18 protein-coding genes are annotated in these 24,642 nt (G+C 53.4%); 10 read left to right on the plus strand and 8 right to left on the minus strand.

Annotated features, from left to right (window positions below; genetic code table 11):
* Positions 1–16: 16 nt before the first annotated feature.
* Together MK110_02020 and serC are read right to left on the minus strand one after the other, a co-directional pair.
* Positions 17–397 carry a hypothetical protein gene (locus MK110_02020; GenBank protein MCH2210049.1) on the minus strand — a complete coding sequence of 127 codons (381 nt, stop codon included), beginning with the start codon at positions 395–397 and terminating at the stop codon, positions 17–19.
* 84 nt (positions 398–481) lie between these two features.
* Positions 482–1,567: a 3-phosphoserine/phosphohydroxythreonine transaminase gene (gene serC, locus MK110_02025; GenBank protein MCH2210050.1), complete on the minus strand. Its 1,086-nt coding sequence runs from the start codon at positions 1,565–1,567 to the stop codon at positions 482–484.
* A 476-nt stretch (positions 1,568–2,043) separates the two neighbouring features.
* Here serC and MK110_02030 point away from each other — a divergent pair, with 476 nt between their 5' ends.
* The 4 genes from MK110_02030 to MK110_02045 all read left to right on the plus strand — a co-directional run bounded on the left by MK110_02030 (position 2,044) and on the right by MK110_02045 (position 8,185).
* Positions 2,044–3,063: a ribose-phosphate pyrophosphokinase gene (locus MK110_02030; protein MCH2210051.1), complete on the plus strand. Its 1,020-nt coding sequence runs from the start codon at positions 2,044–2,046 to the stop codon at positions 3,061–3,063.
* A 163-nt stretch (positions 3,064–3,226) separates the two neighbouring features.
* Positions 3,227–5,863, plus strand: a complete 2,637-nt coding sequence (gene mutS, locus MK110_02035; GenBank protein MCH2210052.1) for a DNA mismatch repair protein MutS — start codon at positions 3,227–3,229, stop codon at positions 5,861–5,863.
* A gap of 174 nt (positions 5,864–6,037) precedes the next feature.
* Complete coding sequence (locus tag MK110_02040) at positions 6,038–6,967, plus strand: sulfurtransferase (protein MCH2210053.1); 930 nt, start codon at positions 6,038–6,040, stop codon at positions 6,965–6,967.
* Between the two features lie 300 nt (positions 6,968–7,267).
* A complete protein-coding gene (locus MK110_02045; GenBank protein ID MCH2210054.1) occupies positions 7,268–8,185 on the plus strand; it encodes an alpha/beta hydrolase in 918 nt (305 codons plus the stop codon).
* A 209-nt stretch (positions 8,186–8,394) separates the two neighbouring features.
* Here the strand turns inward: MK110_02045 and MK110_02050 are convergent, their stop codons facing one another.
* Genes MK110_02050 through MK110_02060 form a run of 3 tightly spaced genes read right to left on the minus strand, consistent with a single transcriptional unit; the run spans position 8,395 to position 10,925 of the window.
* Positions 8,395–9,198: an ABC transporter permease gene (locus MK110_02050; GenBank protein ID MCH2210055.1), complete on the minus strand. Its 804-nt coding sequence runs from the start codon at positions 9,196–9,198 to the stop codon at positions 8,395–8,397.
* Positions 9,195–9,986 (minus strand): ABC transporter ATP-binding protein, encoded by a 792-nt coding sequence (locus MK110_02055; protein MCH2210056.1) that lies wholly within the window; start codon positions 9,984–9,986, stop codon positions 9,195–9,197. Before MK110_02055 ends, MK110_02050 begins: the two co-directional genes overlap by 4 nt.
* 9 nt (positions 9,987–9,995) lie before the next feature.
* Complete coding sequence (locus tag MK110_02060) at positions 9,996–10,925, minus strand: PmoA family protein (protein ID MCH2210057.1); 930 nt, start codon at positions 10,923–10,925, stop codon at positions 9,996–9,998.
* A 607-nt stretch (positions 10,926–11,532) separates the two neighbouring features.
* On the opposite strand from MK110_02060, the gene MK110_02065 reads away from it, so the two are divergent.
* On the plus strand, positions 11,533–13,074 hold the full coding sequence (locus MK110_02065) for a hypothetical protein (GenBank protein ID MCH2210058.1): 1,542 nt from the start codon (positions 11,533–11,535) through the stop codon (positions 13,072–13,074).
* A gap of 318 nt (positions 13,075–13,392) precedes the next feature.
* Here the strand turns inward: MK110_02065 and MK110_02070 are convergent, their stop codons facing one another.
* On the minus strand, positions 13,393–14,583 hold the full coding sequence (locus MK110_02070; GenBank protein MCH2210059.1) for a Gfo/Idh/MocA family oxidoreductase: 1,191 nt from the start codon (positions 14,581–14,583) through the stop codon (positions 13,393–13,395).
* Positions 14,584–14,934: 351 nt separating this feature from the next.
* On the opposite strand from MK110_02070, the gene ahcY reads away from it, so the two are divergent.
* The gene (gene ahcY / locus MK110_02075) at positions 14,935–16,251 is read left to right on the plus strand and encodes an adenosylhomocysteinase (protein ID MCH2210060.1); all 1,317 of its coding nucleotides are present in this window, start codon (positions 14,935–14,937) and stop codon (positions 16,249–16,251) included.
* A 27-nt stretch (positions 16,252–16,278) separates the two neighbouring features.
* On the opposite strand, the gene MK110_02080 is transcribed toward ahcY, so the two are convergent.
* Positions 16,279–17,469 (minus strand): CPBP family intramembrane metalloprotease, encoded by a 1,191-nt coding sequence (locus MK110_02080; GenBank protein MCH2210061.1) that lies wholly within the window; start codon positions 17,467–17,469, stop codon positions 16,279–16,281.
* Between the two features lie 211 nt (positions 17,470–17,680).
* Between MK110_02080 and trpC the strand changes: the two genes are divergently transcribed.
* The 4 genes from trpC (at position 17,681) to MK110_02100 (ending at position 23,439) form a co-directional block, all read left to right on the plus strand.
* Positions 17,681–18,484: an indole-3-glycerol phosphate synthase TrpC gene (gene trpC, locus MK110_02085; protein MCH2210062.1), complete on the plus strand. Its 804-nt coding sequence runs from the start codon at positions 17,681–17,683 to the stop codon at positions 18,482–18,484.
* Between the two features lie 47 nt (positions 18,485–18,531).
* Entirely contained in the window at positions 18,532–19,140 is a 609-nt protein-coding gene (locus tag MK110_02090) for a phosphoesterase (GenBank protein ID MCH2210063.1), read from the plus strand.
* Positions 19,141–19,284: 144 nt separating this feature from the next.
* Positions 19,285–19,947, plus strand: a complete 663-nt coding sequence (locus MK110_02095) for a hypothetical protein (protein ID MCH2210064.1) — start codon at positions 19,285–19,287, stop codon at positions 19,945–19,947.
* Between the two features lie 501 nt (positions 19,948–20,448).
* Positions 20,449–23,439, plus strand: a complete 2,991-nt coding sequence (locus MK110_02100; protein MCH2210065.1) for a proline dehydrogenase family protein — start codon at positions 20,449–20,451, stop codon at positions 23,437–23,439.
* 173 nt (positions 23,440–23,612) lie between these two features.
* Here MK110_02100 and MK110_02105 read toward each other — a convergent pair whose 3' ends face one another.
* On the minus strand, positions 23,613–24,218 hold the full coding sequence (locus tag MK110_02105) for a hypothetical protein (GenBank protein MCH2210066.1): 606 nt from the start codon (positions 24,216–24,218) through the stop codon (positions 23,613–23,615).
* Positions 24,219–24,642: the final 424 nt, after the last annotated feature.

The following is a 24,642-nucleotide window of genomic DNA, read 5'->3' on the forward strand; positions in this document are numbered from 1 at the left end:
CCCGCCGCTTAGTGAGTTACTTTGCTTCCACGATTTCATCAATTGAAAAGGGACCGTGTTCCTGGTCGCCAATCAGCACCAGTTGACCTTTCAGACTGCGTCGACCATCGGGAAACCCTGTCGCTGTACTTCCGTTTTTAAGTGTAATGGTCACTTCGTGAGTTTCGTTCACACCGGCCAGATCCTCATGGACCAGCGACGGATGCCTTTCCCACGCCCATGTCCACAAAGTTGCCTGAGCATCAACACGACCCGCAAACTCGTGCCATTCTGCATCCGCCTGTCTGAGCTGTTTGAGATCTGCCTGCCGGCACCAGGGCCGCAGGACTTCTTCAATCCAGCAGCGTCGTGATGCCGCCAGATCGTCGAAGCTCTTCGGGATATCCGAAATTGACATGTCTTTCTCCCGCGACTGAAGCGTTCACCGTCCGTGACTTATGAACCGGACTCGGCCGGCACTGTGTTCAATCATTCGCTGTGCTCAAATGTCGGCGTTCTCAAAGTCTGCCATAAACTGAATCAGGGCATGGACACCTTCGATCGGAAACGCATTGTAGATACTGGCTCGCATTCCGCCGACACTCCGGTGTCCTTTGAGCGAGTTAAAGCCTGCAGCGGTTGCTTGCTGAACAAACCGGGCATCTCTGTCAGCATGATCTGTGACAAATGTTACGTTCATGTGTGAACGGGATGATGCTTCCGCGGTGCCGTGAAACATCGAGCTGGAATCGATGGCCTCATACAGCAGTCGGGCTTTTTTGCGGTTCCGCGCTTCCATTGCGGCCAGACCGCCGTTGTCACGAATCCAGCGGAAGACAAGCATCATGAGATAAATGCCAAATGTTGGCGGAGTGTTGTACATCGAGTGTGTATCAGCATGCGTTCGATACTGCATCATTGAAGCCGGCTGATCACTGCCGGATTCGATGAGGTCGTTCCGAATAATCACCAGAGTGACTCCGGCTGGTCCCAGATTCTTTTGTGCACCGGCGTAGATCAGTCCGTATTTTGAGACGTCGATCGGCCGGCTGAACAGGTCGCTGCTGGCATCACAGACCAGGAACGTATCACCATCAATTCCCTCCGGTTCCGTTCTGAACTGTGTTCCAAAGATCGTGTTGTTTGAGGTGAAGTGCACGTACCGGCTCTGCTGACTGAACGAATGGCCGGCAGGAATACTGTTGAAATTAGTGGCTTCACTTGTGGAAGCCACATTCACCCGGCCAAACAATTTTGCCTGGGTAACCGCCTTTTTAGCCCAGGAACCGGTGACAATGTAATCAGCAGTCGTCTCAGGATTCAGAAAGCTCATTGGCACCATAGCGAACTGTGTCGAGGCACCGCCCTGTAGAAACAGCACACGATAATTATCCGGAATACCGGCCAGTTGGCGACAAAGTGAATCGGCCTCTTCCGCCACTTCAGTGAATGCAGTACCGCGATGTGAGTGTTCGCAGATGCCGACTCCGGTGTTTCCGAATGACAGCAGAGATTCCTGTGCTTCCAGAAGAACTGTTTTCGGCAGAACAGCCGGGCCGGCTGACAGGTTCCAGATACGGTGGGTCATGGCAGATCTGCCTTCGATTATTTGGAATAACAACTGCAGTTGTGATGGTGGAAAACGGTTGGAAATACCTGACCTGCAGAACATCGAGAACTGAACCAAACGGTCAGTTCAATGTCACTGGATTGTGTGACGCGGGCCCCGCAGCGGATGCCGGTCCCTCCAGCGAACCAGGGAAACCGCAGCGGGACGGCATGCGATTTTCAAATTCTAATTCGAAACGGACTGAATTCATTCGAACGAGCCGATGAAACACCAGGTATTCCCGTGATGTGGACACACCGGCCGGACTCGGTCAACTGCCTGGCCCGAAAGCGGACCGTACGTTAATCTGAGACGGTCTCGAATTGTCAATCTTTCGGTCAGGCGACCATCCAGGACGGGTAAACGGAAGGAGCTGACACGACTTTCAGGTCGGTTCTCTGTTACTGAGACAATCTTCCCGGTCCGCTTCTTTCATTTCCGGCGAATCCACTCCTATGAATCAGGATTCAGAATCTTTATCGCACCGCCCGGGGCCGCGTATTCAGCAGTTTCAGGCACCCCAGGGTGATCTGGCCATTCTTGCGGGGTCCGGCAATCCTGTGTTCGCGCAGGCAATCGCCACAGAGCTGGGAGTTCCGCTGACCCCGTGTCAGGCCCAGGTGTTTAGCGAAGGCAATGTGTTTGTCCGTATACTGGAAAACGTCCGGGGCCGGGACACTTTCATTGTGCAGGGGGTCCATCATCCGGTCAACGACAACTTTGTCGAGCTGCTGTTCTGGGTGGATGCACTGAAACGCGCAAGTGCTCAGCACATAACGGCCGTCATTCCGTATTTCAGCTACGCCAAGGGTGACAAAAAAGACGAGCCTCGAGTATCGATTCGAGCCCGGGTTTGCGCAGATGCCCTGGAGGCGGCCGGAGCCGATCGCGTCCTCACCATGGACCTGCACAGCCCGCAGATTCAGGGATTCTTCAGTGTCCCTGTTGATCATCTTTATGCCCGAGCTGTGATTTGCGAGTATATGCAGCAGATGGAAATTGAGGATCTTGTTGTCTGCAGTCCGGACGCCGGATTCGCAAAATCCGCGGCGGCCTTCGCCAATCTGTTGGGGGTTCCTGTGGTTATCGGGAATAAAGCCCGACCCGACCACAGTGAACAGGCTGAGATTCTGGAGGTCATCGGAAACGTCGATGGTAAAAACGTTTTGCTGGTGGACGACTTTACGATCACCGGCGGATCGCTGTGCAGCATGGCCAAATTACTCAGGGAACGAGGAGCCGGACAGATTTATGCAGCGGTATCGCACGGTGTTCTGGCAAAAGGCGCGGCGGACCGAATCCAGAACAGTCTGATCGAAAAACTGTTTATGACGGACACGATTGAAGCTGTCGTTGAGCCGCCGTGTCCAAAAATTGAAGTGCTTTCTGTGGCACCGGTTTTTGCCCGGGCGATACGATCTATCCACGACCGTACCAGTGTCAGCATGCTGTTTCCCGACGAAAAATCGTTGTAAGCTGAACGGGCGGAATGAATACACCAGTGTCGTCTGGAAACGGAGCAGCGGTGTGATGGCTGCCGGTTCCCGTCCTTCGTCGACTCGTATTTCTTAATCGACCGCTTACCTGTTTCGTTCGAGTACGTCCCTTCGACTCAATCAATGTCATCAGCAATACGTCATGGCCAAAATGTCCCCGATGATGGAACGATATCAGGAAGTGAAGTCCGAAAATCCGGGCACGCTTCTGTTGTTTCGCATGGGTGATTTCTATGAGCTGTTTTACAATGACGCCGAAGTCGCATCCGAAGTGCTTGGTCTCACGCTGACCAGTCGCGACAGGAACTCGCCAAATCCCGTTGCCATGGCCGGGTTTCCGTATCATCAGCTGGACAATTATCTTCAAAAGCTGATTCATGCCGGGTTCCGAGTCGCGATCTGTGACCAGGTTGAAGATCCCAAGAAGGCCAAAGGACTCGTTCGCCGCGAAGTCACCCGCGTCGTCACACCCGGTACCATCACCGAAGATGAATTACTCGATCCTCGGGCGAGCAATTTCATTGCGTGTGTGGCGCCTTCGGGGACAGTATTGGGACTTGCCTGGCTGGAGTTATCCACCGGACGATTCCTGGTCAGTGACATCGAGCCCGCTCTGCTCCAGGATGAACTGGCCCGTATTCACGCGGCCGAATGTATCATCCCTGAGGATGATGCGGACAGTACACAGCAATGTGTGGCAAGAACGGACCTGGGTGGCCCTGTTCTGACGTCCCGTCCGTCGTGGTGTTTTGCTTATGATGAAACTCGTCGTGTTCTGCGCGAACATTTCGGTACCAAAACGCTGGAAGGTTTCGATGCCGACGAGAATTCTCCTGCGGTGACCGCGGCGGGTGCACTTCTTGAATACATTCGGGAAACACAGCGATCTGCACTTGGACATATTACTCGTCTGGAAACTTGGCGACGGCATCGGTTTATGATCGTCGATGAAGCGACTCGACGCAGCCTGGAGCTCACCAGCACGATACGGGAGGGTCGTCGGGAGCAAAGCCTGCTGGGTGTCATCGACGAAACCAAAACGCCGATGGGAGCCCGACTGCTGGCGGACTGGCTTTCCAGTCCGCTCACAGATATCGAACAAATCACTCAACGTCTGGACGCAGTGGAAGACTTTTTCCACGATGTTGCTCTGCGTGACGATCTGCGCACATCTTTAAGACAGATCCATGATCTGCAAAGGCTGACGTCGCGGGTGGCAACCGGACGCTGCAGTCCCCGGGACCTCAGCAGCCTCGCTGTGACTCTGGGGCATCTGCCGGGTGTCAAAGCCCGGCTGGCCGGTCGGGCCGCTCATCGACTGCACACTCTGGAAGAACGTTTGGACCTGTGTCCCGAGGTGCGAACTGCAATCGAAGATGCCTTAATCGCAGATCCGCCTGCAGGAGTAGCTGATGGAGGAGTCATCCGTCCTGGTTTTCACGGACAACTGGATGAACTCAGAGACCTTGCCAAAGGAGGAAAACAGTGGATTGCGGCGTATCAGGCGGCGGAAAGTGAACGTACGGGAATCCCAGGTCTCAAGATCGGCTTCAACAGGGTTTTTGGGTACTACCTGGAGGTGACCGGGGCCCATCTGAGCAAAGTTCCCGAAGACTACATCCGCAAACAAACACTCAAGAATCAGGAACGCTTCATTACTCCGCAACTCAAAGAATATGAAGACAAGGTTCTGCGAGCAGAAGAGCAAAGCAAAGCACTGGAGCACGAACTGTATGGTGTGCTGAAGGAAGAAGTCGCAGGATATGTGGCTCGTCTGCTGACCACCGCCGAATCTTTGGCCGAAATAGATGTACTCACTGGTCTGGCGGCACTGGCGGAAACAGCCGGGTACTGCCGTCCGGAACTAACCAGTGAGCCCACACTCGACATTCGGGAAGGACGCCATCCTGTGCTGGATCGTCTGATGCCCGCAGGAGAATTCGTTCCCAATGACGTGCTATTGGGGGTGTCGAACTCCAGCGCGAATTCGGAGCTTTCTGCCGGTCGTCTGCAAATTATCACGGGTCCGAACATGGCGGGCAAAAGTACGTATATCCGCCAGGCTGCACTGATCACATTGATGGCACAAATGGGATCGTTTGTGCCGGCGAGCGGTGCGCGAATCGGTATTGCCGACCGAATCTTCGCCCGCGTGGGGGCCAGCGATGAACTTGGCCGGGGTCAGAGCACGTTCATGGTTGAAATGACCGAAACGGCCCGGATTCTGAACAGTGCCACATCAGCGAGCCTGGTAATTCTGGACGAAATCGGTCGAGGCACAAGTACCTATGACGGAATCTCACTGGCCTGGAGCATTACCGAATACCTCCACGATGAAACGCTGTGCCGCACGATGTTTGCCACGCACTATCACGAGCTTTCTGTACTCACTCAAACCCTTAAACAGGCATCCAACTGGAATGTGGCCGTTCAGGAGAACAATGATGATGTTATCTTTCTGCACCGCATCGTGCAGGGCGCTGCGGGACGTAGTTATGGCATCCATGTCGCAAAGCTTGCCGGCGTACCCCGTTCGGTGACAGATCGCGCTCGTACAATTCTGGATACCCTCGAAAACGACCACATTAACCAGGACGGCCGGCCCAGTGTGCCTCGACGCGAAACAGGTCGGCAGAAGTCTCGGCAACTCAGTTTGTTCGAACTGCCCGAAGACCCGTTGCTCGATGAGATCCGAAAGATGGAAGTCGATAGTATGACACCGCTGGAAGCCATGCAGGAACTGCATCGACTGAGAAAGCAACTGACCGATCGCAATTAAAGCCTTTCAATGACGCGCGGCGGGGTCTTTGTGATGCAAAACAAAAAATGCAGGAATCAGGATCAGGCTGATCGATTGAACCGATCAGGGCCGGCCTGGCGGTTCAGCCGTTTTGATGCTCCGGAAACAAATGACACATGCACCCGAACACGATTGTACGCAATTTGCCGATTCATGATCGTGTGTTCGTCCCTTATTATCTTTGCAACATCTGACTTTCTGCCTGCGCAGGCTGCTGACGTCGATTCATCGACTTCCCGATCTGTCCTTGTCGATGCTGCCTGGATTATGGATCACGTTGATTCACCTCATGTCAGTGTTCTTGAACTCGGTCCGGACATTCGGAAATACAGAGACGGCCATATTCCGGGCGCTCATTTTGTGCACTGGATCGATGACATTACTGCACCATCCGATCGGGCGATGTATACGGTGGCTCCGCCCGAAATGATCCAGATGATGCTGCGGCGACTGGGGATCGAAAACAGTACGACGATTGTTTTGTACGACGACCTCAGTAACCGAGTGTCCGCAAGGATGTTCTGGACGCTGAGATACTATGGACACACAGCGATCCGGATTCTGGACGGAGGCCGGTCGGCATGGTCGGTTGCCGGCCATGAATTTGTTTCGGAGACGCCGGTCGCGGAACGGAGTGAGTACAACATTACCAGGACACTCGAAAAGCACCGGATTCGGATGAATCGAATTCGTAAGTACCTTGGCAGGTCTGACATTGCAATTGTTGACGGACGCTCACCGGCGCAGTACGCAGGCGAAACACCCGGGACGGTTTACCATACCGGCAGACCCCACGATCAGTCCGGTCATATTCCAGGGGCGGTGAATATCCTGTGGCAGGACAACTTTCGGGCGGACGGTACCTTCAAATCTTCTGAGCAACTGCGTCGGCTTTATGAAGACCGCGGTGTAATTCCGGACCGAGAAGTTATCACCTACTGCAACGAAGGTCTGCACGCAGCGTCTCCCTGGTTCGTACTGACTGAACTGCTGGGATACCACAGCGTCTGCCTGTACGACGAGTCTATGGCCGAATGGGCCAACAAATCTGAAATGCCTGTCATGACGGGTGACCTGCCCTAGCGTCCTCCAGTCAACATCTCAAAACCCTGTCACGGTTCACACGACTAAGTAAAACGCTGTGGCTGATTCCGTCGACCAATCGGAACCGTGTTCCCTCTGTATTTTGCCGTAATCAACAGGATTTTCCGGAGCAACATTCCGGAAAAGCGGGCTGATGGATCTGATTGATTTTTCCGTGTTAATTTGGCGGCACATGAACACGGAGAAATTTATCTTAGGCGTGCTGGTATGCAGTACGAGTCAACGATGCAGGTACCGGCTGAGGTCATACAATCGGAATTCCTTAGGCGGTAGAAACGCATGAAGAGCGAAGATCATTCACCAAAGTCTTCGAAACAGCAGCGATCCATTCGGCAACGAGTTTTTCGGGCATGCGGGATCTATGTCGTTGTTCCGTATCTGGCTGTCACGGTGATCATTGCGGGACTGCAGCGTCGACTCATTTACAAACCCACGGTTGCTGACAGTCTTGCCCTCAGTACCGTTGGTCTGGACCACGAATTTGGTCGTGACGTCGAACTAATCACGACCGATGGCAATACGATACGAGGCTGGTTGGTATACGGCAGCGAAGAACATCGGTCCGGCGACGGTGTGCGCTCACTGGTGCTGTATTTTCCTGGTAATTCTCGTAACCGTCGTGAACGCGTCAGCGATCTTCGCGAATTCGCATCAGGTGGATTCGATGTGCTGATATTCGACTACCGAGGTTTTGGAGACAGTACAGGATCGCCGGACGAATCTTCGCTCTCTGATGACGCATTGCTTGTATGGAAGTACGCTCACGAGCACCTTGGGTACGATGAAGGACGGATCATTGTGTATGGTGAGTCGCTTGGTGGTGCGGTTGCGCTTTCAATGTGGTCCGGTACAAATCCACAGCTTCCGCAACCTGCCGCATTGATTCTCAATTCGACATTCGCCTCCATGCCGCAGACGGTCCGATGGCATTACCCGCTGTTTCCGTTTCATATTTTGTTGTTTGATCGCTGGCCGTCAATCGAACGAATCGACCGTGTTCAGACACCAATTATCGTATTCCATGGTACAGACGATCAAATAGTACCCGTTGCCCACGGCCGGTATCTGGCACAGGCTTCCCCGCATGCTCGATTCATTGAGATTGGGGGTGCAACTCACAACGAGATTCCGATGCCCCCATTACGTAAAGAACTGGATTCGCTTATGGCCGGGCTTCATGCCTCAAACTCTGAATAGAGGACGGAAACGGATAATACCTCAGCTTTTGATTTTGCGGGCACAGACTGTCAACCAGCAATAAATGGCCTGAGTTGAGAGCTCCGGTGGTGAGCGTTATGGAAATGGTGAGACTTGATTTCTTAAGGGACACGGAAAGACGAACGCACACGAACCACTGATAATTCGTCGAAAACGCAGGAATGACTTCAAAACCTGCAGTCGTTCAGTTATCCCTGAAACGGACTTCCATCCAGTCGAGTACCAAACCACCGCCGGAGCACTGCATCCCCGGTCCAGGTCAGTGCTGCGAACACGCCAACACCCAGTGAGGTGGACGCCACAATGGTCGCATACAGTGCCGGGAGGTCGGCACTTGCCGTTTTGCGCTGAATCCATGCGCCCAGTCCAGGTTGGCTGGATCCCACGAAAAATTCGCCAACGATTGCTCCAACCACAGCGACTCCGCCCGCTATTCGAATTCCACTGATCATCCATGGAAGTGCCGAAGGCAATCTCAGTTTCCAATGCGTCTGCCACCAGGTGGCACCGTGCAGCCGAAACAATTCATGCAGTTGGCTGTCGATCTGCAGAAGTCCGGTTGTGGTGTTCGTCACGACGGGGAAAAGGCTGATGACGACGGCAACCAGCGTCACACTGTGAAAACCCCGTCCGAACGTGAGGATGATCAGTGGGGCAATGGCGATTACGGGTATGGTCTGGAACAGAATTGCGTAGGGATAAAATGCACGGCGAATGACCACAGACTGAGCGAATGCAAACGCAACCGCCGTGCCGACCACCGTACTGACTGCAAGGCCGCTGACCGCGGCGATGGCCGTCCTGACAGTTGCTTCCGTCAGTTCCACACGCATCGTTCTGAGGGATTCAAGCACAGAAAGCGGGCGAGGCACGATATACGGGGGAATATCAAAGACTTCAATGGCCAGATGCCATGCTGTGGCTGCGGCCACAAGTACCAGCAGCGGCAGCAGACCACTGCCCAGTATGATGAATGTACGTGCCCGACTCATGACTCGTTCGTGGAACAGTGGGGAGATTGAAGTGCCTGAAGAACCCGGCCAACGGTAGCGGCGAATACGGGGGTGCTGCGCATTTCGGACGACCGATCAAGCTGTACCGTGGTGACACTGGTAATGCTGGCGGGAGCCCCCCCAAGTGTAATAACACGGTCGCTCATGCAGACGGCTTCAGTCACATTGTGTGTAACCATCACGGTGGTCACACCAAGATTTTTCTGAATTCGAAATACGTCCGCCTGCAACTGCTGACGCAGCAGGTCGTCGACTGCTGCAAACGGTTCATCGAGCAACAAAAGATCCGGTTGCAGCGCCAGTGCTCTGGCGAGTGAAACCCGCATCTTCATTCCGCCGGACAGGGCCCCCGGCCGCTTCTGTAAATCGTGCGGTGACAGTCCCACGAGGTCAGCCAGTTCATGGACCCGGGAATTCGACACGATTGACTGTTCCAGTTCACCAGGGAGACGGATGTTGGCTGCTGCCGTTCGCCACGGTAGCAGCGTCGCATCCTGAAATACGAACCCGGTACGAACAGCCGGCCGATCTGTGGGTTGCGAAATTTCAAGTTCCCCTGAGACCGGCGCCAGCAATTGCGCAATGATTCTCAACAGAGTCGACTTGCCACAGCCTGACGGGCCGACCAGCGATACGAATTCTCCGCGGGCGATTTCCAGGGAATCGATTTGAACGACGGTGGTACCGTCGAATCCTGCACACAGATTCGTCAAACGTATCTGAGGTCGACCGGCGTGCTCAGTATGTTCGTTGGATGAATGGTTCACACCCGATAACTACTGTGCGGCCACCGTTGAAATCGCAGTGAACTGCTCATACGCCTGTTTCACTTTGCCCTGGACAGCGTCACCATCGTGAAAATAGATGGCATATTTCAGCTTCAGATTCTCACCCGGATTCAGATGAACCGGTTTTTCCGGCTCTTTACCTTTGGAATAGGCATGCTCTCCAAACGGATTGATGGAAAACAGTCCATAATTTCGAACGTGGTACCGCGACGGTCGAAAGTTGTCCGGGTGATCCATCAGTGTCACACCGTATGTTCTGCCGCCGACTGTGCCGGAGTAGTCAATCCACGGAAATGAACGTCCCCAGCAGTCAGCCGTACCTTTGGTTCCGTCACTGCTGACCACCCTGCCCGTGTTTTTTTCCTTCATTGACGAAACCATCCGATAACCAAACAGACCTTCTTTCGTGTCACGAAAATCCACCGGACCGTGCTTGGCAACAAACTGGATTTCGTAGGTCATCAGACGGTTCGCATAAATCGAAATACGGGTCGTTTCCCTGACAGTTGGTTCACCTGTCTCCGCTTTTTGCCATTCATTTGTCACTGCGAAAACAGCGGGGTTCCCTTCGGCGCACAGAACCGTCACGTCGCGCGTTACGATCAATTCCCGTTCCTTCCAGTGACGGCCTTCATTAACTTCGTCCACGGCTACCCAGACACCCTTGTGATGGGCATGATCTTTGTCTTCCGGGTCATTCAAAGCACGAGTGAGGATTGTACCGTCAGCGGCCCTGACGGGCAGAAAGAACGGCTTACGAAACTCAGAGGAGTAGTTATAGGTTGCAAAATCGGCTGCTCCGATCTTCACCTGCAGCTGGCCGACCTGTTTGATAATCTTCACGTCTGAGTCGGCTGCATACAGCACGCCTTGGCTCACCAGTGGACAAAACAACAGAAACAGAACCGAACGGTTCATCAATGACTCCCCTGAAAAACGATATCTAAGTGTAAAAGGTTCCAGCAACCAATTTTAAGATCGAAGACAACAGCTGTGTATACTACACGAGCGGACAGGGACCTGCCACGGAATACTGCTGTTGATACGATGTACGCGGATGCTCAATCCGGTCCGATTTTCGCCGGTTGTGTCCGGTTTCGATTTCCAGATGGGGTGGTTTGAGAGGTTACGCTCGCAATACACCGGCTGTTCTCCTTCGATTTTGTTTGGACTCAGTCTCACGCAGCGTCGGTCAGGAACCTGAGTTGACGCTTCAAAATTGAAGAGAGTGTGTTTAGTAAGTCGGCCGGAGCGGAGCGATATTTCCCGGGCGGCGCGGGAGACTCAGCGGGAAATGTCAAATCCACAGATTACGTATTTGTTATCCCGCTGACCGCGACTTTATGATAAAGTCGACTCTCTCACGAACAGCCGGTGTGCCGACATTGCTGCGATCACCTGACCATTCTGATTTGAACAGTGGAAGTCTGTTCGGCAGGCTGGGAAGAGTTGGGGAACTCCGCGAGCGGCTTATGGCATCAGTACACCAGGTGAACGTATGGGGCGATGGGGGTCAGATGATCAGATGAGTAGTGCCGAATTGAATGCAGGTATGACTGACGATCCATTCACCGCTTTGGGAAGCCGAAAGTGGATTTGGATTCTTCTGAGCCTGACCAGTGTTGCACTTGGTATCTCCGGTTACCTGATGTGGACAGCACTGACGGCAGGCAGTGTAGCCGGCTGCGGAAGCGGTGAGTTGTTTGATTGTGGGCATGTACTGAATAGTAAGTGGTCAAAGTTTGGTCCTGTCCCCGTTGGTCTGCTGGCTTTCGTTTTGTATTCCTGTGTGTTTTCGGCGCTGGTGTTCTGCTGCTGTTCCCCGGTTGCCCAGGTCCGACGTATCAGCTGGATCGGTATCACCGGAGGTGGATTGACGGCTGGTCTGGCGGCTGTGTGGTTCACGTCACTACAGATTTTTGCTTTGGAGCAACTTTGCTCGTGGTGTCTTGGAGCTCATGCCTGCGGCCTGATCATTTGTGGTCTCGTGCTGTGGAAAAATCCGCTTGGTGCACAAACCACTTGGCGGCTTACTTTCGTCGGAATGTTAAGTGTGACTGTTTTGATCACGGGGCAGGTTCTGACCCCGGCGCCTTCCACTCATGAGACTGTTCGTTTTAACGATCAGTCAACCGCGGTTGGCACCGACGATCCCGGCGATTCTTTGGATGGTGAAATTACGGACGATATCTTCACTGCCCCGGAAAATATTTTTGAAGCCCCTGCAGAGAATCTGTTTGAGGCTCCCTCGGACGTGTCAGATGTCGAATCTGTCATCAATGCCGATGGGCAGGACGATGAGGCCTCAGCAGGAGACACATCGGCCGCCACAGCTGCGTCGTTACTGCTGCTGACGCCGCCGCAGTTGTCCCTGATGATGACTCGTGTTTTGGTTTCGACCGGGGCCGGTGAGGTGGGTTTAGCTGACGACCAGGGTCGGATTCAGCAAGCCGAATCTGCCAGGCAGGAAGAGACAACTCCTGAACGACGGATCATTGGTGTGAATGGGAACAAATTCCGTCTGAATATCCGGCAGTGGCCGCTGCTTGGCCAGCCCGACGCGAAATATGTCTTTGTCAAAATGTTCGACTACACCTGTTCGCATTGTCGGAATACGCACCGAGCGATTCGCGGGGCATTCGGTCGTTATGGAAACGATCTGGCTGTGGTCGCGTTACCTGTTCCGCTGGAACGAAGCTGTAACCGCTATGCGAGCAGCAGCGGCGGGACTCACCGTGATTCATGTGAAATCTCGCGGATTGCCGTTGCCGTGTGGCGTATCGACCCGGAAAAATTTTACCAGCTGCATAACTGGCTGTTTGAAATCAGCAGAACGGCCACTTCCACAAAACGCAAGGCCCAACAGCTTGTCGGCAGAGAACGACTGGTTCGGGAACTCAGCTCTCCGGTCGCCGGTCAATACATCGGCAAACACGTTGAACTTTACAACATAGTCGGCAGAGGGGCTGTTCCCAAACTGATGTTTCCCAATTCATCCATGATTGGAGAAGTCAGTTCGACACAAACACTGTGTAATGCGATCGAACGCGAACTGGCCAGCCGTTAGACCGGACGGCTTCGAATTCCTTCTCTGCTGCTTCCTTCTGTGACCTCGGAACGTCTCCGGCTGGTCGTGTTGATCTGAAGGAGAAACCTGTGGGGCTGCTGTCGTTTCAAATACTTCTGATTGTCTAACGCCGGTACACGTGTTCCGGAATCTCCCGGGAAGCAGGCCAGGTGATGGTCCGGTTGAATTCAACGTCCAGAAAGCCAAACAGCTTCACAAGTGTCGCGGCGGTTTCGCTCACGCTTTCGGCACGTTGCTGGTCGCTGGATTCGAATGTTTGGATTCTGAGAAAAACGCAGTCTTGCTGTTCCGAATACCTCATTTCGTCTGCTGAATAATGCGGCCCGTTTCTTTATGGCGCAGGATGATTCTGAGAGTACCGTCCGGCATCTTTTCTTCTTTAATCAGCAGATGGTCTGCATCATATTCACGCATCGAGCCTACACGGTCAGTACCGTTGCTTCCTCGCCAAACCGGCAACTGAACGGTTTCCCAGCATTTACTGTTTGCGGACCGGTATGCGGCATCGACAATTGCGTTGACCACGTAGCCGTCGTAAAAGTCTTCCATGGGAGAACGTGATTCCTCAATCGCCGACAACACGTCTGCAAACATATCGACATAACCGAGAGCCACAGGCTCATCGCCAACAGGGAACATCCAGCCGGATTCAGATTCGGTCTTTTCGGCCACATAGCCGGACTGTCCCTGTGAGGAGAACATTTCGAACCCGGTCCTCAGCCAGTGGTTCAGCCAGATAGTCCCTTCCGTTCCCGAGATCTCGTCACGCAGATCCATGCCGCCGCGAAATGCCCAGCTCACTTCGAACTGACCAATCGCGCTGTTCTCGTACCGTACCAGGCCAACAGCATGATCCTCCGATTCGACGGGATGTACGAGAGTGTCCGCCCAGCACATGACCTCTGCGGGGCGAATGTTTTTTCCAATGAAATTGCGGGCAATCTCGATGCAGTGGCAGCCCATGTCCACGATTGCACCCCCGCCTGACAGGTCCTGATTCCAGAACCATTCGCTGTGAGGACCCGGATGGGTCTCTCGTGAACGAACCCACAGTACATCGCCGATAGTCCCGGCACGTACGGCTGCCAGCGACTTCTGAGTCCTCGGTGTGTAGACCAGATCTTCCAGATATGCATGGAAGACGCCCGCATTTTCGACAGTACGGAGCATTCTGAGAGCTTCTTCGGCATTGCGTCCCAGCGGCTTGGTGCAAAGCACGGCCTTTCCTGCCTCTGCTGCTGCTGTGACCGCGTTTTCGTGCAAATGGTTCGGAAGTCCGATAATCACGGCATCGACATCATCGGCGGCCACTGTTTCGTTTACATCGGTTGAGAAACGGGGGATCTGATGTTGTTCAGCAAATGCCTTTGCATGTTCGGCATCCCGGCCGTACACAATCTGAACCTGATCGCGCGACCGGGTTCGGTGAAGCGCTTCCGTGTAAAACCGTGCGATGAAGCCGGTTCCCAGCATCGCGATCCGAAGCATGATTGTTTCCGTTTAAAAAATTTTGGTTAAACGCTGGCCGTCTTCTGCCTGCCATTGCAGGGGTTCGATACATACGGGGCACGCATGATCATCAGTCAAGAGGTCCGCAGCCGAACAGTTGAATGTCTTCCGTTCTGATGGACTGAAATACTCAGGGAATTCTTCGGAAGACGAAAAATGAAGGATCGCCAGTATTGGGTCTGCCTGCTAGTATCTTATAGTAGGCGTGTCCGGTTCCTGACTGACTCAAACAGAGTTTTGCCGCAGCCTGTCAGGAACGTGTTGAAAATGGTCTGTTAGCGTCACCGGCCGGTGTTATAGAGCGGATATTGTTTCATTATGAGTGCAACGTTGTCACATCCACATAAGGTCGCTGATCTGTCACTGGCAGAGCTGGGCCGCAAAGAAATTGAAATCGCAGAAATTGAAATGCCGGGCCTGATGGCTCTGCGTGAAAAATATGGTCCGACGAAGCCGCTGGCGGGAGCTCGAATTGCCGGCTGCCTTCACATGACGATTCAGACGGCCGTACTGATTGAGACTCTGGTTGAACTGGGTGCAGACGTCACGTGGTCCAGCTGCAACATTTTTTCCACCCAGGATCATGCGGCTGCCGCGATTGCGGCGGCAGGCGTTCCCGTCTACGCCTGGAAGGGCATGAGCGAGGAAGAATTTGACTGGTGTATTGAACAGACGCTGACGTTTCCTGACGGTCAGCCGTTAAACATGATCCTGGACGACGGTGGCGATCTTACTCTGATGGTTCACGAGAAATTTCCGGAGCTTCTCAAAAACATCAGAGGACTGTCTGAAGAGACGACAACCGGCGTTCACCGTCTCCATCAGATGCATGCGGTTGGAAAGCTGGCAGTGCCTGCCATCAACGTGAACGATTCTGTCACGAAAAGTAAGTTCGATAATCTCTACGGCTGTCGTGAATCACTGGCCGACGGTATCAAGCGGGCAACCGACGTGATGGTTGCCGGTAAAGTTGTTGTCGTCTGTGGTTACGGAGATGTTGGAAAAGGCTGTGCCGCGGCGATGAAGGGCCTGGGTGCTCGCGTTATCGTGACCGAAATCGATCCCATTTGTGCTCTGCAGGCGACCATGGAAGGTTATCAGGTAACCAACATGGCGGAGGCAGCTGTTGAGGGTGACATTTTCGTCACCACCACCGGAAACAAAGACGTCATCTGTGGTGAGCACATGGATCAGATGAAGCACCAGGCAATCGTCTGTAACATTGGACACTTCGACAGCGAAGTTCAGATCGCTTATCTGAATGATCGTAGTGACATCGAAAAGGTGAACATCAAAACTCCGGCCGACGAAGGCGGACCGGTTGATAAGTACGTTTACCCGGACGGTAAAGCACTGATTGTGCTGGCCGAAGGTCGCCTGGTAAATCTGGGATGTGCCACCGGCCATCCGTCCTTCGTGATGAGCAACAGTTTTACGAATCAGGTGATGGCTCAGCTGGCATTGTGGCAGGATCCCGATAATTACGAAATCGGCGTTCATATGCTGCCAAAACACCTGGACGAAGAAGTCGCACGACTGCATCTGGAAAAGCTGGGCGTGAGACTTGAAGTGTTGTCACAGGAGCAGGCGGAATACATCGGCGTTCCCGTCAATGGTCCGTTTAAACCGGATCATTACCGTTATTAGAGCACATCCGGTATCAGCCAGGGTTTCTTACAGCATTGTCAGACCGGCGACTGCGATGTTGAAACCATTGAACAGAACGTGCACCAGTACCACCGTCCGATAGCTGCGCCGCTGACAGTATGTCCAGCCGATAGCAGCGGCGAGCGGCAGAAGCGCGATACTGTCCGGAAATCCGTGAGCGAATGCAAACAGGAGTGAGGTCACGCATATTGCCAGTGGTACCGGCAGCCGGAACGGACTGCGGTGATTTAAGAATCCGCCCAAAATGACGACACGGTACAGAAGCTCTTCCATCAGTGGTGCGAGGACCACTGCAGTTACGGCAATCAAAAGCAACGATTCCGTACTCACACCATTCATGATCATTTCCAGAAACGGATGCTGGTCCTGTGCCGGAAGCAGCAGGGCCAGCGTTAGTTTCAGGAGTGCAGTGGGCAGCCAGGCCACCAGACAGATCTCTGTGGCAAACTGCAACTCCGGTTTCCATTGCCATTCTTCAGCCGGAGTTTCATTCCGGGAGATGTCGTCATCAGAAACTAAGGATGAAGGGCCTGTTACGTTTAAGTGAACCAGGCTGAGATTCTGATCATCAACGGTTTGGGTTTGACCGGTCTGCGCCTCGTCATTGTGCTGACTGGTTTCAGGAGAATTCAGGAACGGCAGCTGTCGCCAATTCAGGAGTAAAACAGGTATTCCCAGCAGGAGGATCAGGACAATGTCGTAGATCACAGCCTGACGAAGTTTTTTAGCCAGATTGGGGGAATCCGGTCGATCCGCTGCGGTTGAGTCTCCGGTCAGCGATGTTGTCGGAATGCTTTGTTGTGTCCGGCGATCATCCGGTAACCTCAGGCCGGAGGAGTCCGTATCGGATACAGGGGGCTGTCCGCGGTCTGATTTGATGCTGTCAGTGAGGGCGGTTGACGTTTGCCGGTCCGGGTTGATATCTGTGGATGAAACCGCAAGTGCAAGACCGGCCATCATCAGGGCCATCAGCAGTCCGGAGATGAGCAGCGGTGCCGTAATCTGTAACAATGGTCGACTGGCTGCGGGCATTACTGAAGTGCCGCGTGAATATCGATTCCACCAAAATGCAAGGATGCACAGACTTCCTGTCAGAGCGGCCATCACACAGGACCCTGCCAGGATTTCACCGATGCGGAACTCCCGTTCTGTCACCGCAGAATCAGCCAGCAGCCGTGGCAGGTCAGATAAATTCATGTAAATTTCTTCCGCTGAAATTCCGGCTGTAGACAAATGTACGGGCACAGCAAGTCTCTGATGCCGGTAACAGAGCCAGGAAACTGGCGTTGAGACTGATCAGCAGTATGATCCTTACCAGCTGTTGTCTGAATGGGGTAAACCAATTGTTTTTTTTACCCACGTTCGACTGAGTTTGTACAACGCTTTATTTCTACGGAGCTGCATCGTTTTGTCGAGCCTGCTGTCTGATATCGTACGTCATAAGCGAACTGAAATAGCGGCTGCACGGCGGCGAACACCGGAAAAACAGCTGTGGCAACGGGCAGAATCGGCACCACCCGTCCGGGATTTCCACAATGCCCTGTCGGGCAGCAGGCCTGGGCTGATCGCTGAAGTCAAAAAAGCATCACCTTCCGCCGGAATTATTCGAGCTGATTTTGATCCTGTGGACATTGCCCGCACTTACGAAGCTGCCGGAGCCCGGTGTCTGAGTGTTTTAACGGATGAAAAGTTTTTCCAGGGACACCTGAAGTTTCTGCAGCAGATTCGGTCTCAGGTGAGCCTGCCGGTGATGCGAAAAGAATTTATCCTTGATCGCTATCAGGTTCTTGAGGCCAGAGCCTCGGGAGCTGACTGTGTTTTGCTGATAGCCGAATGCCTCAGCCAGGATGAACTCAATGATCTTCACCGGTTTGCCGGGGAGTTGGGAATGCAGACGTTGATCGAACTTTACGATGCCACCAATCTGCAAAGTGTTCTGAATACCGGGACACGGCTGGTTGGCATCAATAACCGCGATCTGCGAACCTTTGCGACGTCTCTGGACCACACATTCGATTTAATGGATCAGATTCCACCTGAGGTTTTGCTGGTGAGTGAAAGCGGAATTCGAACTCATGGCGACGTCCTCAGACTGGCTGCTGCCGGGGTTGGTGGAATTCTGGTGGGTGAGTCACTCATGCGTCAGCCGGATATTGGTTCCGCAGTGCGTCAACTGATGGAGGGGCCGTCAGCGCAGTTGGATGCTTCTTAATGATGTATTTCAGGTTTAACCTGCCAAATTAATGAAGGAGTAAAATCATGTCTCAAACTCATACGGCAGTCGAACATGTGCTTGTGATCCCGACGAGTGTCTTTCATGAAATTGGTCATTTCCAGGGATTCTGTAGCGATACTGATCGCTATCTGGATGTGATTCTTGATCCCGCTTATGCCAGTTACCGCCCACGTCCGGACATGGAGGAAGATCCGTCCTTCAAACAGTTGATTCCCTACTGCATTTTTCAGTATGACGATCAGGTGTTTGAATACCGTCGAGGAAACGGCCAGGGGGAAGCGCGTCTGCACGCAAAACGGTCAGTAGGTGTTGGCGGGCATGTGTCGACAGTTGACGTGGGTGGCGACCGGACCCCTTACCTGGAAGGTATGAAACGCGAGATTGAAGAGGAAGTTGATTTGCAGGGCGGATGGACTGAATCGTGTGTCGGACTGATCAATGACGACGAATCCGACGTGGGAAAAGTCCATTTGGGCATTGTGCACATTTTCAATCTGGACAAACCCAAAGTTGTGCCACGTGAACAGTCGATGATAGACGCAGGATTCGCGCCACCGGAACGTTTGGCAGGCGAATTAGAAGAGTTTGAAACTTGGTCACAAATTTGTCTCAAGCATCTTTACGGGTGCTGAAGTCCAAAAACGGCAGATTTTGCGACCTTAAGCAGCTCACAGTGAATACTAGCCGCTATTGAGGACGGGGCCCGAGTGGAACTTCTCCCCTTGCCCGCAGCGCCGGACAGCACAATGACAGTCATTGCCAGGAGGGCAATTCCGATGAGACGTTTCAATCTGTTTCTGTTGACGGGTCTCCTGGTGGCTGCCGGAGCAGGTGCGGTCATTGCTCAGCAGGTTGATGACCGTCCTCAAAGACCACCGGGACAGCTTTCCGAAGAAAAGCTGGGCAGCGCTCTGAGAGCTATTGGTCTGAAGCCGGCGAAAACAGAAAAACGTTATGATTTTGTGTTCAAGACCAGCATTCAGGGTGAAGAGTGGAAATTCAGCATGTCTGCAGTGCTGAGCCGCAACGAAGAATCGGTGTGGGTCATGGCCTGGCTGGATCAGCTTCCCCGAAGTTCAAGTGCAGTGCCCCGGACCGCACTCCTCAGACTGCTGGCAGCTAATGATCGCCTTGGGAATGGAAAATTCTTTGCCTATATTCCGACCAACAAACGGTTTGTGCTGCAGCGAGTGGTTGCCAACGAAAAGATGACATCACGCAAATTACGGGCAACGCTTCAGGATCTGGCGATCAGTGTGGCAGACGAGTATCCAACCTGGGCTACTGCCGGCTGGAACCCGCAGAAAGCGGGTCCGCGAGTGGCAAGCGATTCCTCAGGCGGCCAGTCTGTTCCTGTAAACCGGGAAGAATCCGGTCTGTCCAGACGAATTCGTGCGTCCGAATCGGCAACGAAATTTAGTGATCGAAGTGTGAACTAGAAAAACTCTGATCGGGCAGAATTGAGGGCGGAGACGTCTGTTCTGCGCCGACGGAACTGCCAAATCGCTATTTCACGTTCGTACAATCACTGCCAGTACGAAGATGACATCGTTCAGAGACGCTTTTGAAGGCCGAATTACAGCATTGTAATTCGGCTCTTTTTGTATGAACTGGCAGCAGCATTCGAATGATCCGGAATATATTTGTATGAGGTTTCAGATTCCCGGTTCGCAGAAAGAGGTCTTCCGGCGTTCGTCGGCCACGTCAATTCATTTTTCTGTGTCTTAAGTGATGTGTGGATTGTTTATCTCTGCAACGCGTCACGAATCAGCGTGTATGTTTGCTGCATGTCGTCAAACCGGACTTTGGGAACAGAAGAATCTGGGACGATCCGGTACTTCAAACAATCTGTGAAACCGGTACACTTTTCATTCGGATTGTGACTTTGATTACATCTGTTTCCGCTCATCCCTGCCTCTGTCATTCGCTGCCGTTCGCTCATGGCAAAACGCTCTCGAATCGAAGATCGCGTTGAACGACGTACGCAGGAGATCGGGCAGGACCTGCTGGACCGACTGGAACATGGTACTCCATCCATGTTCCACGGACGCTGGTGGGAGGACCAGTTGCTGAACTGGGCCATGGAAGACGAAGCCATTAAGTTACAGATGTTTCGCTTTGTCGATGTCCTGCCGATGCTCAGGGACCACCGATCGATTGCCCGGCACCTGGAAGAATACTTTCAGGAGGTTCGTGAACGGTTGCCGTTTGCAGCTCGTTTGGGTCTGGATCTGTCGACGGGTAACAGTATTTTGAGTCGGGCGTTAGCCTGGAACGCCCGCACGAATGTGTCGAGGATGGCACGACGGTTTATCGCGGGTGAAACAGTCTGTCAGGTCCTGGATTCGGTTGAGGAGCTGCGTCGGTCCGGCTATGCGTTTACGCTGGATCTGCTGGGTGAAGCCGTTATCAGCGAAAAAGAAGCGGACCGTTATCAACAGACATACATGGATCTGATTGTCGGTATGTCCGAACCAGTCGGAAGCTGGTCCGAAGTCAACCGCATTGACCGTGATAGTGCCGGTGCACTGCCGCGACTCAATCTCTCACTTAAGCTGTCTGCTCTGGACAGTCGATTTTCGACCATCGACCCCATCGGTACCACCGAACGTGTGTGTTCACGTCTGCGTCCCATCCTGAGGCTGGCTCAGGAACACCATGTTTTTGTCAACTTCGATATGGAACAGCGTGACTACCGCAGTCTGACGTCCGGGATCTTCAGACAGATCCTTATGGAAGATGAATTTCGTGAATTCCCTGATGCCGGGATCGCAGTACAGGCCTATCTGCAGGACACCGCAACCGAACTCAAAAGTCTGCTGAAGTGGGTTAGAAAACGAAAAACGCCCGTTACAGTGCGACTGGTTAAGGGGGCCTACTGGGACTATGAAACCACCATGGCCGAATCCCGCGGCTGGCCGTGTCCTGTTTTTCAGCGGAAGTGGCAGTCGGATGACAGCTTTGAGAAACAGGTCCGGTTCATCCTGAAGCACCACCAGTGGCTGCGCCCGGCCCTGGGCAGCCACAATCTGCGCAGTCTGGCTCATGGACTTGCCTGGGCCGAAGAATACGGTGTGCCGGAACAAAATCTGGAAATTCAGATGCTGTACGGCATGGGTGACGAACAGGCACACCTGTTTTCGGAAATGGGATATCGTGTCCGAATTTATACGCCGTTTGGCCAACTGATTCCCGGCATGGCCTACCTGGTTCGTCGCCTGCTTGAAAATACGTCCAACGATTCGTTTCTGCGTCAAAGTCTTACAGAACACCGACGTCCGGAATTGCTGCTTATGAAACCGTCCGAACATGCTGCCGAGGAACCTGTTACTGAATCTGTCACTGCGACAGGATTTTCGAATGAGCCTCCGACCGACTTCAGTATCGAAGACAATCGCAGCGCAATGCAACAGGCGCTGGAAGACGTCCGGTCCGAATTTTCACGTGAATATCCACTTGTTATTGGCGGCAAGTCGTGTGACAGCCGCAGCATCCTGGTGTCGCGGAATCCATCTGATACCTCACAGGTTGTCGGGCGAGTTGCGAGTGCCAGTTCGGATCAGGCTGCCGACGCCGTTCGGGAAGCCGAACGTGCGTTTCCGCAATGGGCGTCGACCGATGCCGGACGACGGGCTGATTGTCTGGAACTGATTGCTGCAGAGATCCGAACACGACGGTTTGAACTGGCGGCGTGGATCATCAGTGAAGTTGGCAAGCCTTGGGTGGAAGCTGATGCAGAGGTGTCTGAGGCTGTCGATTTTTGCATGTACTATGCGCAGGAAATGAGACGTCTGCATCAACCACAGGAGTGTCACCTCAAAGGCGAAGAAAATACGTACTGCTATCGACCTCGGGGTGTAGCGGTTGTGATCGCGCCCTGGAACTTTCCTTTGGCAATCCTCACCGGTATGACGGCAGCTGCCATGGTGGCGGGTAATACGGTGATTATGAAGCCGGCCGAACAATCGTCGGTCGTGGCGTCGAAGCTGATGGATATCATACAGAATTCCGACGTTCCGGACGGCGTTGTCAATCTGGTTTCCGGTGTCGGTGAAACCATTGGTCCCGAACTTGTCTGCAGCCCGGATGTCGACCTTATCTGTTTTACCGGTTCCCGCAGTGTTGGCCTTGAAATCAACCGCCTGGCAGCGGAAACGGACGATCGTCAGCTGAACGTGCGACGAGTGATTGCAGAAATGGGAGGCAAGAACGCAATTATTGTTGACGAGGATGCCGACCTGGATGAGGCCATTCCCGGTATTCTCCGCAGCGCGTTTGCCTACGCCGGCCAAAAGTGTTCTGCCTGCTCGCGAGTTATTGTTCTGGGCGGAATTTATGACCGGTTTATGCAGCGGCTTGTGGAAGCGACAGAGTGTCTGAAGCTGGGACCGGCTGACGATCCGGAGACTCAGATCGGTCCGGTGATCGACGATGATGCACGCAAACGTATTCTGGCCACAATCGCCGGTCTGGATCCGGAACATGACGGAACACTGGTCTGGGAAGGTTCATCAGAAGAACTAGCCAACCAGGGGACATTTGTCGGGCCACACGTTATAGCGGATGCCCGGTCGGACTCTCCGATTTGTCAGCAGGAATTATTTGGTCCCGTACTGCCCGTGATTCGGGCCAGAACTCTGGACGATGCGTTTGCTCTGGCCAACGACACTCGTTTTGCGCTGACGGGCGGTGTCTACAGCCGTAGTCCCGTTACTCTCAAACGCGCTCGCAGTGAATTTGAAGTTGGCAATCTGTATCTCAACCGGGAAATCACCGGAGCGATGGTACAGCGTCATCCGTTTGGCGGGTATCGCATGAGCGGGACCGGCAGTAAGGCAGGTGGTCCGGATTACCTTCTACAGTTTCTTGTTCCTGTGAATATCACGGAGAACACAATGCGCAACGGGTTTGCACCTGCGTCCGTCGAATAACCATTAGGTAGAACAGGACCGGTCAGACAGTCTGATACTGCAAAAATCTGTAGCGAGACGGATTCCGCCGTGCGTCAACATGTTTTTCAGCCTGACGGACATGCCGAATAAGGTCACTGTGGTCATCGGCTGCATCCCCCTGGATGCTTCGCCGGTTGGAATTCGATGATTTGCTATCGAACCACGGAATTCGGCTGAGCAGCAACCCGTGTTTCCGGACGTAATTCGTTCTCGTACACATTCATTACCAGATCAATCCAGTCAGATGGTACGAGTTGAGGAAAACGGGTTCGCAGGTACCAGCTGGTGTATTCTTCTTCATGGATTGCCGACAGCAGCATTTGACGTTTAAGTTGCTCGTCGTCTTCCGTTTTGCCGTGTTTCGTTTCCAGCGCTTTGCGGAGAGCCGGTTGATTCAAAACAGTTTCGTACCCCGACATCTGATGCCTGATCAGCTTTGTTTGGCGAAATGCCTTACGGCGCAAAAGTTCCTCCATCAGGGGACTTCCCAGTTCACGATCAATCTCAACCAATTCGTCGGACTTTTGAGACATGACAATGGAGAATGCCCGCCGACGAACATCATCGCCAGCTTCAGGACGGAAGAGATCAATTCCTGCGGTTGTAACAATTGCCGCTTCAGTAATCTTACCCGGGAACGTGGTAACTTCCGGCATCTTCCACGAATATCGGACATACACGAACGTCATGACGATGCCCAGCAGGACTCCTCCGATGAATTTCATGATCGATGGTGACTCGTCAGATGACCGGATCATGCAGCATCCTCCCTTACAGGACATGTGATCAATCAATACAGCAGCCTAGCACGAACGTTATCGAAGGGGCTACATTGATTTTTTGTCATTGCCGGTGTTCGCAGCCCGGTCAGGATTCCTCAGGGGACTGCCGACGCATGATACGCTTCAGCAGACACGGGGCACCCCGCACAGCCCGGATCATTCACAGGCTGCGGAGGAAGCAGAAACCGGACCAGGACGGTTTCGCTAAGTCAAACAATTGCTGTGCCGGCGGGCACGGTGTCTGACGTTTTTGGGGAGACCTCCTGCTGGCCGGAGGAGCTCGGGGACAGACACATGACTCAACAGGTTAAAGTGTTTGTGCCCGTTCACTTATGGCAGTGAGCCAGTCCCTGTTTGTCGTGGATAATCGGTTAGAGACCGGTCGCACTGCAGCAGGACC

The organism is Fuerstiella sp., assembly GCA_022447225.1.
Classification (GTDB): domain Bacteria; phylum Planctomycetota; class Planctomycetia; order Planctomycetales; family Planctomycetaceae; genus S139-18.

Excerpts from the sequence above, each read along its gene's own strand:
- serC (MCH2210050.1), bottom strand. The coding sequence starts at position 1,567 with ATGACCCACCGTATCTGGAACCTGTCAGCCGGCCCGGCTGTTCTGCCG.
- MK110_02090 (MCH2210063.1), top strand. The coding sequence starts at position 18,532 with ATGTCTCAAACTCATACGGCAGTCGAACATGTGCTTGTGATCCCGACG.
- MK110_02050 (MCH2210055.1), bottom strand. The coding sequence starts at position 9,198 with ATGAGTCGGGCACGTACATTCATCATACTGGGCAGTGGTCTGCTGCCG.
- MK110_02045 (MCH2210054.1), top strand. The coding sequence starts at position 7,268 with ATGAAGAGCGAAGATCATTCACCAAAGTCTTCGAAACAGCAGCGATCC.
- MK110_02080 (MCH2210061.1), bottom strand. The coding sequence starts at position 17,469 with ATGAATTTATCTGACCTGCCACGGCTGCTGGCTGATTCTGCGGTGACA.
- MK110_02070 (MCH2210059.1), bottom strand. The coding sequence starts at position 14,583 with ATGCTTCGGATCGCGATGCTGGGAACCGGCTTCATCGCACGGTTTTAC.
- MK110_02065 (MCH2210058.1), top strand. The coding sequence starts at position 11,533 with ATGAGTAGTGCCGAATTGAATGCAGGTATGACTGACGATCCATTCACC.
- MK110_02060 (MCH2210057.1), bottom strand. The coding sequence starts at position 10,925 with ATGAACCGTTCGGTTCTGTTTCTGTTGTTTTGTCCACTGGTGAGCCAA.
- MK110_02105 (MCH2210066.1), bottom strand. The coding sequence starts at position 24,218 with ATGATCCGGTCATCTGACGAGTCACCATCGATCATGAAATTCATCGGA.
- MK110_02100 (MCH2210065.1), top strand. The coding sequence starts at position 20,449 with ATGGCAAAACGCTCTCGAATCGAAGATCGCGTTGAACGACGTACGCAG.
- mutS (MCH2210052.1), top strand. The coding sequence starts at position 3,227 with ATGGCCAAAATGTCCCCGATGATGGAACGATATCAGGAAGTGAAGTCC.
- MK110_02040 (MCH2210053.1), top strand. The coding sequence starts at position 6,038 with ATGATCGTGTGTTCGTCCCTTATTATCTTTGCAACATCTGACTTTCTG.
- MK110_02030 (MCH2210051.1), top strand. The coding sequence starts at position 2,044 with ATGAATCAGGATTCAGAATCTTTATCGCACCGCCCGGGGCCGCGTATT.
- MK110_02020 (MCH2210049.1), bottom strand. The coding sequence starts at position 397 with ATGTCAATTTCGGATATCCCGAAGAGCTTCGACGATCTGGCGGCATCA.
- MK110_02095 (MCH2210064.1), top strand. The coding sequence starts at position 19,285 with ATGAGACGTTTCAATCTGTTTCTGTTGACGGGTCTCCTGGTGGCTGCC.